We start from the raw sequence: 13,216 nt of genomic DNA on the forward strand, positions 1-13,216 counted from the left end.
ATGACTGAGATCGAGAGGCACCTCTACGACGTCGTGGTGATCGGCGCGGGCGGCGCCGGGCTGCGCGCGGCGATCGAGGCGCGCCTCCAGGGCAAGAAGACCGCGATCATCTCCAAGTCGCTGTTCGGCAAGGCCCACACGGTGATGGCCGAGGGCGGGGCCGCCGCGGCGATGGGCAACGTCAACGCCAACGACAACTGGATGGTCCACTTCCGCGACACCATGCGCGGCGGCAAGTTCATGAACAGCTGGCGGATGGCGGAGCTGCACGCCAAGGAGGCCCCGGAGCGCATCTGGGAGCTGGAGCTGTGGGGCGCGCTGTTCGACCGCACCAAGGACGGCAAGATCAGCCAGCGGAACTTCGGCGGGCACGAGTACCCGCGGCTGGCGCACGTCGGCGACCGGACGGGCCTGGAGCTGATCCGCACCGCCCAGCAGAAGATCGTCGCCCTCCAGCAGGAGGACCACGCCGAGCACGGCGACTACGAGGCCAAGCTGAAGGTCTGGTCCGAGACGACGGTCACGCGGCTGCTGAAGGACCCCGACGGCAGGATCTGCGGCGCGTTCGGCTACGTCCGGGAGACCGGCAGGTTCGTCGTGTTCGAGGCGCCCGCGGTGGTGCTGGCGACCGGTGGCATCGGCAAGGCGTTCAAGGTCACGTCCAACTCCTGGGAGTACACCGGGGACGGGCACGCGCTGGCCCTGCTCTCGGGCGGATCGCTGCTGAACATGGAGTTCGTCCAGTTCCACCCCACGGGGATGGTCTGGCCGCCGTCCGTCAAGGGCATCCTCGTGACGGAGTCGGTGCGCGGCGACCGCGGCGTCCTGCGCAACTCCGAGGGCAAGCGGTTCATGTTCGACTACATCCCCGAGGTCTTCAAGAACCAGTACGCCACCACCGAGGAGGAGGGCGACCGCTGGTACGACGACCCCGACAACAACAAGCGCCCCCCTGAACTGCTGCCGCGCGACGAGGTGGCACGCGCGATCAACTCCGAGGTCAAGGCGGGACGGGGATCGCCGCACGGCGGGGTCTTCCTCACCGTCGTCGACCGGATGCCGGGCGGCGCCGCCGAGATCGTCAAGCGGCTGCCGTCGATGTACCACCAGTTCAAAGAGCTGGCGGACGTCGACATCACCAAGGAGCCGATGGAGGTCGGCCCCACCTGCCACTACGTGATGGGCGGGGTGGAGGTCGAGCCCGACACCGGCGCCGCCAAGGTGCCCGGCCTGTTCGCGGCGGGTGAGGTCTCCGGCGGCATGCACGGCTCGAACCGGCTCGGCGGCAACTCGCTGTCGGACCTCCTGGTGTTCGGCCGCCGCGCCGGGCTGGGAGCGTCGGAGTACGTGGACGCCCTCCCCGCGCGTCCCGCCGTCCCCGACGCCGAGATCGAGGCGGCGAAGGCCGAGGCGATGGCCCCGTTCGAGCGGGAGGGCGGCGAGAACCCCTACGCCGTCCACGCCGAGCTTCAGCAGACGATGAACGAGCTGGTCGGCATCATCCGCAAGGAAGAGGAGCTGCAGCAGGCGATCGCGTCGCTCGGCAAGCTCCGCGAGCGGGTCGCGAACGTCAGCGTCGATCCCGTCGCGGTCGGCGACGGGCGCGGCTACCACCCGGGCTGGCACCTCGCGCTGGACCTGCGCAACATGCTGCTGGTGTCCGAGGCGGTCGCGAAGGCGGCGCTGGAGCGCCAGGAGAGCCGCGGCGGCCACACCCGCGACGACTACCCGGGCATGTCGGCGGAGTGGCGGAAGATCAACCTGGTCTGCTCGCTGGCCGGCGACCCGTCGTCCCCGCACGTCGAGCTGAGGCGCCAGCCGCTCACACCGATGCGGACGGACCTGCTCGAACTGTTCGACAACGACGAGCTGAAGAAGTACCTGACCGCCGAGGAGCTGCCGACGGCCCCCGCCGAGCAGGCGTCCGCCGGCGATGCGAAGGACGCGCCGGAGCCGGACGCGGCCGCCGCCGACGCCGCGGAGAACGAGGAGGACGGCCGATGAGCTACGAGGCGAAGTTCAAGGTCTGGCGCGGCGACGACGGCACGGGCGAGCTCACCGACTACACCGTCGAGGTGAACGAGGGCGAGGTCGTCCTCGACATCATCCACCGGCTGCAGGCCACGCAGGCACCCGACCTCGCCGTCCGGTGGAACTGCAAGGCCGGCAAGTGCGGCTCGTGCTCCGCGGAGATCAACGGCATGCCGCGGCTGCTGTGCATGACCCGGATGTCGACCTTCGACCCGGAGGAGACGATCACCGTCACCCCGGTCCGCACGTTCCCGGTCATCCGCGACCTGGTCACGGACGTGTCGTACAACTACCAGAAGGCGCGGGAGGTCCCCTCGTTCGACCCGGGCGACGCCAAGCCGGGCGAGCTGCGCATGCAGCAGGTGGACGTCGAGCGCTCGCAGGAGTTCCGCAAGTGCATCGAGTGCTTCCTGTGCCAGAACGTGTGCCACGTCATCCGTGACCACGAGGAGAACAAGCCCGAGTACGCGGGCCCGCGCTACCTGATGCGGATCGCGGAGCTGGAGATGCACCCGGCGGACCAGGCCGACCGGCGCAACATCGCCCAGGACGACCACGGTCTCGGCTTCTGCAACATCACCAAGTGCTGCACCGAGGTCTGCCCGGAGCACATCAAGATCACCGACAACGCGCTGATCCCGATGAAGGAGCGGGTCGTCGGCCGCAAGTACGACCCGCTGGTGTGGCTCGGCAGCAAGCTCGGCATCGTGCGCAAGGGCGAGGACACCCCGTCCGCCTGACCCGCCCGCACGGCTTTTCGCGAACGCCCCCCGTCGCCCCGCGCGACGGGGGGCGTTCGCGTTTCCGCCGCTTCCCGTCACAGGGCGCCGTTCTGGCAGGCGACGCTCCGTGGCCCGGCGGGCGGCGTGCCCCCGGCCCGCCGCCCGCCGTTCCGCCGTTCCCCGTGAACGCCGTGGACGCCGGGACGACCTCCGGCCGTGCACGCCGCGTCCAACACTGGCGCACCCTCGAATGTTCGAGTAGGGATAAGTGCACACAACGCGTGATTGAACCGTGATTCTTTCCCGGGAGGCGGGAACGCTCCAGGCCCTTTAGCGTTGTGGGCATGAGCGCCCTCGAAGGTTCGTTCCTCGGCGATCTCACCCCCGTGGAACGCGAGGAGCTGGCGGCCCGCGGCCGCGTCCGCGACTTCGACCGAGGGGAGACCCTCTTCGCCGAGGGGGAGGACCCCGGCTGGGTGGCGGTCCTGTTGCGGGGCCGGGTCAAGGCGTGCTCCTACCGCGAGTTCGGCGGCGAGACCATCCTGGCGGTGCGCGGTCCGGGGGCGCTGCTCGGCGAGGTCGCCGCGATCGACGGGCTGCCCCGCTCGGCGACGGTCATCGCGCTCGAACCGGTGGGGGCGCTCGCGGTCACGGCCGACGAGTTCATGGCGTTCTTACAGGTGCACGGCCGCGTCTCCGTCCTCATCATGCGGATGCTGTGCCAGCGCTGGCGCGACGCCGACCGCAAGCGCGTCGAGTTCGGCATGTTCGACGCGACGGGGCGGGTCGCGCAGCGCCTCGTCGAGCTGGCGGAGCGGTTCGGCGTGCCCTACGACCGCCGGACGGGCGCGGCGGGCGGCGACAGCGTCCAGATCACGCTGAACCTGTCGCAGGAAGAGCTGGCGGGCTGGGTGGGCGCGTCCCGCGAGGCGGTCAGCAAGGCACTGCGCACGCTGCGCCGGCACGGCTGGATAGAGACGGGCCGCCGCCGCCTCATCGTCCACGACCTCCAGGCCCTACGCCGCCACGCGCGCTGACCCGCGACCGAGCGCCGGAGAAGGGTGGGCCGGCGGAGTGGCCGGGGGTCCCGGAGGGACACCGCCCCCGTGGAGGGCGTGAGGGACGGTGACCCGTACGCTGTGCAGGATGCAGCTGCAGCAGCTCGCCTACTTCGTCGCGGTCGCCGAGGTACGCCATTTCACGCAGGCCGCCGAGCTGCTGCGCGTCGCGCAGCCTTCGCTGTCCAAGCAGATCCGCGCGCTGGAGAACGAGCTGAACGTGTCGCTGTTCAGCCGCGCGCGGGGCAACATCACCCTCACTCCCGCCGGTGAGGCGCTGCTCCCTCTGGCAAAGCGCATACTGGCCGACGTCGACACGGCCCGCCTGGAGGTCCAGGAGCTGGTCGGCCTCAAGCGCGGGCGGGTACGGCTCGGCGCGACTCCGTCCCTGTGCGCGGGCCTGCTGGCGGACGTCCTTCGCCGCTTCCACGACACCTATCCGGGGATCCAGCTCATCGTCGAGGAAGGCGGCTCCCGCGACCTCGTCCGGGAGCTGACGCGCGGCTCGCTGGACATGGCCCTGGTCATCCTCCCCCTGCACGGCGACCCGCCACTGGACACGACACCGATCCTGCGCGAGTACCTGGTGGTGGCCTCCCCGGCGGGACCCGGGCCGGACGCCCCGGAGCGCTCCCCGAGGGCCGCCCAGCTGCCGCGCCGCTCCTACCTGCGCATCGAGGACCTGCAGAACCGCCCGCTGGTGATGTTCCGTGCCGGATACGACCTGCGCGAGGCGACCATCAGCGCGTGCAGGGCCGCCGGGTTCGAGCCGAGGTTCGCGGTCGAGGGCGGCGAGATGGACGCCGTCCTGCGCTTCGTGGAGGTCGGGCTCGGCATCGCGGTGGTCCCCAGCATGGTGCTGGCCGGACGCCCCGGCCTGCGTGGAACCCCGCTCGTCCTGGCGGACGAGGAGACCCGCCGCGGCCGCCACGGCCCCGGCCTGCTCCGCACCATCGCGCTCGCCCACCGCAAGGACGTCGAGCTCACCCACGCGGCCCGAGCATTCCAGGAGACGCTCCAGACGTTCCTCGTCGAGGCCGCCCTGGCCGGCAGCCTCCCCGCCGGCGTCGAGACCCTGGTGACCGCCTGACCGGACGCCTGTCGGCCCTGCCGGAGGGGCCGCCTGTCGCACCGGGGCCGGGCGGGTTGCACAAGAAGACGGCGGGGAGGGTGATCCCTCCCCGCCGCGGCTAGCGGATCGGCCCTAGGGCCTCACCTCGTTACCCGAACGCGTGGATGTGCGTCGAGTCAGCGCTTGATCTTGGCCAGCAGGCTGTCGAGCCAGCGCTTGCTCTTGCCCGGAAGGCCGTCGAGCCACATGGAGAACCTCGGCGACTGCTTCCGGTCCGGGATCCGGGCGCGCGTGGCGCCCACCTCCGCGATGATGACCAGCCCGGCCCCGAACCAGTTGGCCAGGGACGGGAATTGGCCGGCGATCATGCCGTCGACCATTGCGAGCCCGTTGTCGGCGGGCATCACGCTGGCGTGGGTCGTGACCGTGAGGCCGCGCTTCCATGCCGCGTTGATCATCAGCAGGGCCACGACGCCGACGGCGCCGGAGACCGAGCAGACCCACCAGGCTTCCCCACTGACGTGGAGCAGCGCGTCGGGCTCTTCAGCGGAGAAGAGCATCCCCGTGAGGAGGAGCACGGTGGGCAGCCTTGCCAAGGTCGCCACCGTGTTGATCTCGTCCCTCTGGAGGCCGGAGGTGGTCGTCGCGTACACGTGGTAGGCGAGTGCCACCAGCGCGATGAGCCCGAAGCCCACGAGGTCGCCGGACCCGAGTCCGTCGACCAGCAGGAACACGGACGCTGCGGCCATGAGCGGCCATATGAGCGCCCGCATCATCCTGGCGCGGATGATCCTGAAGCTCGCGGCGGCCATCGGGCCGAACACGAACGCCAGGCACGTGATCGTCCCGTAGGGGACGAGGGTCATGGCCTCTCGTGCTGCGACGAGGCTGATCACGCTCGATCCCCCGATCGCGAGCGCCCGCCACCACAGCGGCCATCCGACCCTCAGGCTCGGCCGGACGACGCACCACAGCAGCGCTGTGCCCACAACGGTCTGCAGGAAGGAGGTCATGATGGCGCCCTCCTCCTTGATCACGTTGAAGAAGAGCTGGAGGATGACGCCGGTCTCGCCGATCACGAGTGCCGCCACCACAAGGGCGGCGAGCTTGCCCTGAGGCGGAGCGGCTTCGCTGGATGTGCCCAGCTCGCCGCCCGCTTTTGGTTTGGTGAAGTCCATTCGGGGACTCCCCTTTCGGTGCATGGGTGCACCAGGAAGTCCCGGGTTGTCAGTCCCGGCTCTCCCTGGTTGCACCTTGGTGAACAGTGCAACTCGCTGAGAGAGCCGGAACGGGCTCTTCTTTGAGTTTCAATCGGATGGTAACAGGGTGATCGGCCCGTGGTAAGTGTTATATTGTCAAGCGCGTAAGCCCCTCTTGAACGCGGCGGACTTGTCATCCGTCGGCAGGGGCGCGCGGGGAACGGCGGATCGGCCTTGGTGGCGGGAGCGCTTATCGGGTGCTCCACCCGGTGCATGAGGCTGGCCCGCCGTTTCCTGTCTTCGCAGCTCAGAGGCGTTATGGAACGTGCTAATACAAAAAACGGCCGCTATTTTGGACCGTTCCTTAAATGTCGGCCGAGTCGCGCCCGGAGTAACCGCGCTTCCGTGCCGGACCGGCCGGCGGGACGGTCCCTTGACAGCCCGGTCTCCAGGGCGTGACCGCGCGATGACCGATCACATTCGAGCGCAAGTCATTCGGCCGGTATTGGCCATCCCGCGGCCGCGCCACCGGGCCGCGGACACCCCATCGCGAAGCGAAGCGGCATTGCGGGCCTGGTAGAAGCGGTTTTCAGCTGTGCAGTCCCGCAATCGGGCTTCTTCACGTCTCGGGCACCTCGACGAGGCGTGGAGTCTCGCATGGCACGGCGGGCCGTTGGATCAGCGCACCCGACGGCTGGTCCGGCCGATGGACATAGCGCACCAATTGCCATCCATGCCGCAGGTAGTACTCCTGGAGGGGCTTGTTGGCGGTCCACACGTCACCGCGAGCCCAGCGCGCTCCGGCCTTGGCCGCCCGGGTGACGGCCCAGTCCACCAGGTCGGCCCCGAGCCCGACGCCGGTGTTCTCTCTGGACACGAGCGCCAGGTAGAGGTAACGGTGGGGCTCGCTCTCCTCCTCCGGCCGCCAAAGGCCCGGCGGGGTGTGCGGTTTGATCGTCACCAGGCCGGCATGTCCGCCCCGTTCGTCGATCGCGCACCAGGTCTGCCGGTGGTGGATGGACGCCAGGATGGCCGCCTTCATCATCTCGGGTTCCAGGCGGGGCTCCTGCCATTGGTCCGTGCCGCGCTCGGCCAGCCAGCTCAGGGTGCTGTCGTATATGCCCAGCAGCGCGCTCAGATCTGCCGGGGTAGCCATCCGTAACAGCACGCTTTCTCCTCAGTGAAGACGCCCATCAGTTCTGGAGTACACGCCTACGGCCGTTTCAACAGATGCCCCAGGCGGGACAGCCGGGCAAGTCCCGCGTTTGCGTGACATGCCGTGGGAAGCGGTGAGCAGCCATGCTCTGCATGTGGGTCGCCCGGCGGCACATACGCAACGCCGTTCGCCAGGTGCCGATGGCCGCCCATGCCCAGGAGGTAGTGCGTGGATTTTGCGATAAGCCCGTGGCAGCGAGAGCTGTGCGCAGAAACGGTTCGTTTTGCACGCCAAGAGCTGGGCGGTCGCACCGGCGACTCCGACAGGTCGGGAAGCCTCGACACCGATGGCTGGCAGAAGGCCGCCGATTTCGGAGCACTGGGCTGGCCGGTGCCCCGTGACCACGGCGGCTCCGGGTTCGACCCGCTCACCTCGGCGCTGGCCTTCGAGGCGCTCGGCTACGGATGTTCGAACAACGGCCTGCTCTTCGCGATCAACAATCACGTCTGGGCCTGCGCGATCTACCTGGTCAAGTACGGCACCGAACACCAGAAGGCCCGCTGGCTACCGGAATTATGCAAGGGCACCGTCATCGGCGCGCACGCCCTGACCGAGCCGCAGGCGGGCTCGGACATGCTGGCACTGGCCACCACCGCTCACCGGAGCGGCTCGGGCTGGGTGCTGAACGGGACCAAGACCTTCATCAGCAACGGATCGTGTGCCGACCTCTTCGTCACCTTCGCCCGGACCAGCGAATCGGAGGCGCCCGAGCGCGGGCTGTCGGCGTTCCTCGTACCTGCCGATGCGCCAGGAGTGCGGATCGCACGCGAGCTGGAAAAGGCCGGCCTGCGCGGCGCCCCCATGGGAGAGATCCAATTCTCGGACGTACGGCTCGACGAGGAGCACCTGCTGGGCCGGGAGGGCGCCGGGCACCAGATATTCACGTCGACGATCGAATGGGAGCGCGGTTTCCTTTTCGCCAGCGGCGTCGGGACATTGCGGCGGCTGCTGGAGACCTGTGTCGACCACGCTGCAAAGCGTGAGCAGTTCGGCCGGCCGATCGGTTCGTTTCAGGCCGTGTCCCACACGCTGGCCGACATGCGAATACGCCTCGAACTCGCGCAGCTGATGCTGTACAAGTTCGGCTGGCTGAAGCGGGAGGGCCGGCTGGCCATGCTGGAGTCGTCGATCCTCAAGCTCGTCGTCAGCGAGGGTCTGCTCGAAACCGCCCTGGAGGCGGTCCAGATCCATGGCGCCCGCGGCTACCTCACCGAGGGCGGGATGGAACGAGAGCTGCGCGACGCGCTCGCCGGAACGATCTATGGCGGTACGTCGCAGATCCAGCGGTCGATCATTGCGAGCCTGCTCGGCCTGCCGGGTGCGCCGTGAGCACCCGGCCGAGCAGGAACGGTCGGCCCGGGGGGAGGGCGACCGAGCACACGGTCCGGCTGCCCCGCCCGGTACCCTCCGAGCTCGCCACCGAGCTGGCCAGGCGGATCTTCTTCGTCTCCGAGGACATCGCGAGCTTCCGGCTGCTGCGCGGTCAGGGCGACGCCGTGGACGCGGTGCTGCTGCGGACCGGCACGGCCGAGCCGACCGCCGCGCTCTCCCGCAAACTCCGGCGCATGGTCCGCATGGACGTCCTCGGCCAGCTGGCCCGTCCCCCCAAGGTGGTCTGGCGCTCGACCCGCACACCGGACACGCGGCCCGACATCTTCGAGGCGCTGGCGGACCGGGGCGCGGCCTTCGAGGCGGGGGAGGGGCAGGTCGCGGTCGGTGAGCCCGTGCTGACGCTCATGGACCGTTTCGACGGCATGCTGCGGGAGATCGCCGTCACCGAGCTCGGCGCCACCGAGTTCCGCTATCCCACGCTCGTTCCCACCGGGGCTTTGCAGCGCAGCGGATACTTCAGTGCGTTTCCCCAGCACGTCATGCTCGCCACCCGGCTGCGGGGCGACCTGGACGTCTACCGGAAGTTCACCGAGCGGGACCACGACGAGGGACACGTCGGCGAGGCGATGCTCGCCCATTGCCGCAACGCGGACTACTGCCTACCGCCGACCATGTGTTATCACACCTTCCATCAGTACGCGGGGAAACGGCTCTCGTCGCCGTCCACGGTGGTCACCGCTCGCGGAAAGTCGTTCCGGTATGAGGGCCGCTACCACACCTCGCTGGAGCGGCTGTGGGACTTCACGATCCGCGAGATCGTGTTCATGGGGGAGCGCGAGCAGGTCCTGGACGGCCGGGAACGCTTCCTGCGACGAGCGATCGAACTGGTCGAACGGCTCGGCCTCTCCGGACGCTGCGAGGTGGCCACGGACCCGTTCTTCTGCGCTGCCGACGGGGCGTCGCGGATATCCGCGCAACGGCTTCTCGAACTGAAGTACGAGCTGCGTCTGGACATCGCCCCGGACGCGACCGTCGCCGTCGGGTCGTTCAATTTCCACGAGCAGCACTTCGGGACGGCGTTCGACATCACCGGCCGTGACCGCGGACCGGTCTGGACCGGATGTGTGGGGTTCGGCCTGGAGCGGCTGGCATACGCCTTCGTCTGCCAGCACGGGCTCGATGAAAGCGGCTGGCCGGAAGAGTTCCGCGGCGACGAACGCGGTCGCCCGCACGGTAGGGGAGTCGATCGATGATCCAAGCGGTCGGAGTCGTCGGCGCCGGCACCATCGGCACCGGAGTCGCCCATGCCTTCGCCGAGGCGGGGTACCCGGTCACCCTGATCGACATCTCCGAGGCGGCGCTGAAGACCGCCAGGGAGACGATCGCGGGAAACGCCCGGCTGCTGCCCGTGGTGGTCGGCCGGCCCGCAAAGCGCACGCCCGACGAGATCCTCGCACTGATCACACCGACCACCGACCTGGGCGACCTTCGCGGCGTCGACTACGTGGTGGAGAACGTGACCGAGAAGTGGGCGGTCAAGAAAGACCTCTATCGCAGTTTGGACCGCGCCTGCGGGCCGGAGTGCGTACTCGCGGTCAACACGTCGGCCATTCCCATCACCAGGCTGGCAGGGTGCACGGGCCGACCGGACAAGGTGATCGGCAATCATTTCATGAACCCGGTTCCGGTCATGCCGCTCGTCGAGATCATACGAGGCGTCCACACGAGCGACGCGACCCTTGAGCTGTCCCGGGGACTGCTGGCCGACATCGGCAAGGAGACCGTGCTCGTCGGCGACTCCTCCGGTTTCGTGACCAACCGCGTGCTCATGCTCACCATCAATGAGGCGATATTCCTGCTGCACGAGCAGGTGTCCTCGCCCAAGGACATCGACCGGCTCTTCAAGAAATGCTTCGGGCACCGGATGGGGCCCATGGAGACCGCCGACCTCATCGGCCTCGACACCGTTCTCTATTCGCTGGAGGTCCTGCTGGAGGAGTTCCAGGATCCGAAGTACCGGCCGTGCCCGCTGCTTCGCAGGTATGTGGACGCCGGTCACCTCGGACGGAAGACCGGACGAGGTTTCCATGTCTATGACCACGACTGACGCCGGCTCGTACCAACGTGGAGGAGGGCAGGGACCCATGGACGGTGAACTCGGCGGGAACTCGCGGGAACCCGACGGTGGGCGGGTGATCGCCATGGTGCGGGAATTCGTGTCCCAGCACACCGGGGGAGCGTCGATCGCCGACGATGTCGACATCTTCGCCACCGGCTTCGTCAGCTCCCTGTTCGCCGTGCAGATCCTCACCTGGGTCGAGCGCACCTTCGATCTCGCGGTCTCCGGCGACGATCTGGACATTGCGAATTTCATGAGCGTCGATGCCATCACCCGCTTCGTGCTGGGGAAGCGGGCCGTCGCGCCGACCGGCCCGATCGGAGGATGACCGATGGTTCGTCACGCCGGACGGGACTCGTCCGACGGTGCGGATGCGGCCGCGGCCGACGGGGGGCCGACCCTCGTGCGGGTGGACGGCGTCGCCGACGCGGCTTCCGCGCAGGCCTGGCTGGCGGACAACCGGGAGAGGGTTCTGACCGAGTTGCGCCGCCATGGAAGCCTGATGATCCGTGGACTGCCGTTGGCGTCCCCTGAGCATTTCGCCGCCGCACGGGATGTGCTTCTCGAAGACCACCTGGAAGTTCCCAGGGAGGAGACGACCCCGCGAACCGGCTACGGGAACGGAATCTTCTCGGCGACCGATCTGCCGCCGGTGCAGCGCATCCGGTTGCACTGCGAGGACAGCTACAGCGTGGTGTTCCCGGGGATCCTGCTGTTCTGCTGCCTGGTTCCGCCCGAGCGGGGCGGTGCCACCACCCTGGGCGACACCCGCCGGGTACTGGCCGCGTTGCCCGCCGATCTGGTCGAACGGTTCAGGCGTCGCGGCTGGATGATCGTCCGGAATTTCCAGAAGCATGTGGGAATGCCGTGGCAGCAGGCCTTCGGCGCGGCGGACCGCGCGGCCGTCGAGTCGTACTGCGACCAGAACCAGCTGAGCTATGAGTGGCTGCCGGGCGACCGGTTGCGCACCAGCGGAGTCCGCTCGGCCACGGTCCGGCATCCGTCGACGGGTGAAGAGAGCTGGTTCAACCACGTCGCGGTGTTCAACGAGTGGACTCACGATCCCGAGACCCGGGAGATCCTGGTGGCCGCCTGCGGTCCGGACGGGTTACCGCAGAACACCTACTACGGCGACGGCTCGCCGATCGATCCCGCGGACGTGGCCGTCATCAACCGGGCCTTCGACGAGGTGATGGTCCGCGAGAGCTGGCGGCGGGGCGATCTGGTGCTGGTCGACAACCTCCTGTGCAGCCATGGGCGTGAGCCGTTCACCGGGGACCGCCGGGTGCTGGTCGCCATGGGAGAGCCGCGGCGGATGGCGGACTGCTCGCCGTCGGGGCCGATCGGTCCCGCGGCGGCGCGCGGACCGGGGAAAGAGGGATGGACGTGACGGTGAACGACCAGGCCATCGCCGAACTGGGCTTGTCCGTCGGAGAGTCCGGGCCGCCGATCGCGCAGGCGGGCGAGACCACGTCCATGGCGACCGCCCGCGAGTGGTTGACCGAGCGGCGCGGTGCCTTCGGCGCGGCGCTGGCCCGATACGGATGTCTGCTGGTTCGGGGTCTGCCCATCGAGAGCGTCCACGACTTCGCCGGGGCGCGCGACGTTCTGCTCGACCAGAGGGTGAGCTACCGGGAGAAGGCGACACCGCGCAGCGACTACGGGGAGGGGGTGCTGTCGTCCACCGACCTGCCCAGCGCGCAGGTGATCCGGCTGCACAACGAGAACAGCTACACCCTGGACTTCCCCGGAATCCTGCTTTTCGGCTGCCTGGTGGCACCGGAAGAGGGCGGGGCCACCACCGTGGCCGACACCCGGGAGGTGCTCGCACGGGTCCCCGCGGAGCTGGCCGACCGCTTCCGCCGGCTGGGGTGGGTACTCGCGCGCAACTACCGCGAACATGTCTCCCTGCCGTGGTCGACCGCCTTCGGAACGTCCGACCGGGCCACGGTGGAGGACTACTGCCGTCGCAGCTCCATCGGATACAGATGGCTGCCCGACGGCGGCCTGGCGACGACGCAGCGGCGGGCGACGACCATCCATCATCCGGGGACGGGCGAGGAGGTGTGGTTCAACCACATCGCCTTCTGGAACCAGCACTCCCTCGACCCCGACATCCGGGATGTGCTCCTGACCAGCTACGGACCGGACGGGCTGCCCTTCGACACTCTCTACGGCGATGGGAGCCCCATCGACGCCGAGGACATCGCCGCGCTGAACGCCGCGTACGACGGCGCCCAGCGCCGTGAGCCGTGGCGGCCGGGCGACCTGCTGCTGGTCGACAACATCCTGTCCTGCCATGGCCGCGAGGCCTTCCGCGGCGATCGGAAGATCCTCGTCGCGATGGGCGAACAGGTGAGTCTGGCCGACTGCCGGCCCACGGTGGAACCCGCGCCCGAACCGGTCGCCGGCTGAGCCCGGCGGCCCGCGAGCCGACGTGTCGGTCGATCGCCACTCGATCTCCCAG

General features: G+C 69.1%; 12 protein-coding genes. 10 read left to right on the top strand and 2 right to left on the bottom strand.

Translation table 11 applies throughout. The features are described 5' to 3' along the window. The 4 genes from AB0H37_RS12815 (at position 1) to AB0H37_RS12830 (ending at position 4,901) form a co-directional block, all read left to right on the top strand. A complete protein-coding gene (locus AB0H37_RS12815) occupies positions 1-2,004 on the top strand; it encodes a fumarate reductase/succinate dehydrogenase flavoprotein subunit (RefSeq protein WP_329094695.1) in 2,004 nt (667 codons plus the stop codon). After that, positions 2,001-2,771, top strand: a complete 771-nt coding sequence (locus tag AB0H37_RS12820; RefSeq protein WP_179832829.1) for a succinate dehydrogenase/fumarate reductase iron-sulfur subunit — start codon at positions 2,001-2,003, stop codon at positions 2,769-2,771. The genes AB0H37_RS12815 and AB0H37_RS12820 overlap by 4 nt, the downstream gene beginning before the upstream one ends. Before the next feature lie 326 nt (positions 2,772-3,097). Beyond that, the gene (locus tag AB0H37_RS12825; protein WP_329094693.1) at positions 3,098-3,790 is read left to right on the top strand and encodes a Crp/Fnr family transcriptional regulator; all 693 of its coding nucleotides are present in this window, start codon (positions 3,098-3,100) and stop codon (positions 3,788-3,790) included. A 109-nt stretch (positions 3,791-3,899) separates the two neighbouring features. Then, positions 3,900-4,901 (top strand): LysR family transcriptional regulator, encoded by a 1,002-nt coding sequence (locus AB0H37_RS12830; RefSeq protein ID WP_179832831.1) that lies wholly within the window; start codon positions 3,900-3,902, stop codon positions 4,899-4,901. A gap of 158 nt (positions 4,902-5,059) precedes the next feature. Here the strand turns inward: AB0H37_RS12830 and AB0H37_RS12835 are convergent, their stop codons facing one another. Both AB0H37_RS12835 and AB0H37_RS12840 read right to left on the bottom strand, forming a co-directional pair. Beyond that, a complete protein-coding gene (locus AB0H37_RS12835) occupies positions 5,060-6,061 on the bottom strand; it encodes a hypothetical protein (protein ID WP_360612530.1) in 1,002 nt (333 codons plus the stop codon). Positions 6,062-6,701: 640 nt separating this feature from the next. After that, positions 6,702-7,238: a GNAT family N-acetyltransferase gene (locus tag AB0H37_RS12840; protein ID WP_360612532.1), complete on the bottom strand. Its 537-nt coding sequence runs from the start codon at positions 7,236-7,238 to the stop codon at positions 6,702-6,704. 228 nt (positions 7,239-7,466) lie between these two features. Between AB0H37_RS12840 and AB0H37_RS12845 the strand changes: the two genes are divergently transcribed. From AB0H37_RS12845 to AB0H37_RS12870, 6 genes are all read left to right on the top strand, one after another. Further along, positions 7,467-8,627: an acyl-CoA dehydrogenase family protein gene (locus AB0H37_RS12845; RefSeq protein WP_329094686.1), complete on the top strand. Its 1,161-nt coding sequence runs from the start codon at positions 7,467-7,469 to the stop codon at positions 8,625-8,627. Further along, positions 8,624-9,883 carry a hypothetical protein gene (locus AB0H37_RS12850; protein WP_360612534.1) on the top strand — a complete coding sequence of 420 codons (1,260 nt, stop codon included), beginning with the start codon at positions 8,624-8,626 and terminating at the stop codon, positions 9,881-9,883. The genes AB0H37_RS12845 and AB0H37_RS12850 overlap by 4 nt, the downstream gene beginning before the upstream one ends. Next, entirely contained in the window at positions 9,880-10,737 is an 858-nt protein-coding gene (locus AB0H37_RS12855) for a 3-hydroxyacyl-CoA dehydrogenase NAD-binding domain-containing protein (protein ID WP_329094682.1), read from the top strand. The genes AB0H37_RS12850 and AB0H37_RS12855 overlap by 4 nt, the downstream gene beginning before the upstream one ends. Before the next feature lie 37 nt (positions 10,738-10,774). Continuing rightward, on the top strand, positions 10,775-11,077 hold the full coding sequence (locus AB0H37_RS12860) for a phosphopantetheine-binding protein (RefSeq protein ID WP_218934992.1): 303 nt from the start codon (positions 10,775-10,777) through the stop codon (positions 11,075-11,077). Between the two features lie 81 nt (positions 11,078-11,158). Continuing rightward, on the top strand, positions 11,159-12,139 hold the full coding sequence (locus tag AB0H37_RS12865) for a TauD/TfdA family dioxygenase (protein WP_360612537.1): 981 nt from the start codon (positions 11,159-11,161) through the stop codon (positions 12,137-12,139). Further along, positions 12,130-13,164, top strand: coding sequence for a TauD/TfdA family dioxygenase (locus AB0H37_RS12870; RefSeq protein WP_329094677.1), 1,035 nt, complete (start codon positions 12,130-12,132; stop codon positions 13,162-13,164). The genes AB0H37_RS12865 and AB0H37_RS12870 overlap by 10 nt, the downstream gene beginning before the upstream one ends. Positions 13,165-13,216: the final 52 nt, after the last annotated feature.

The organism is Actinomadura sp. NPDC023710 (assembly GCF_040639875.1).
GTDB classification, from domain to species: domain Bacteria; phylum Actinomycetota; class Actinomycetes; order Streptosporangiales; family Streptosporangiaceae; genus Spirillospora; species Spirillospora citrea.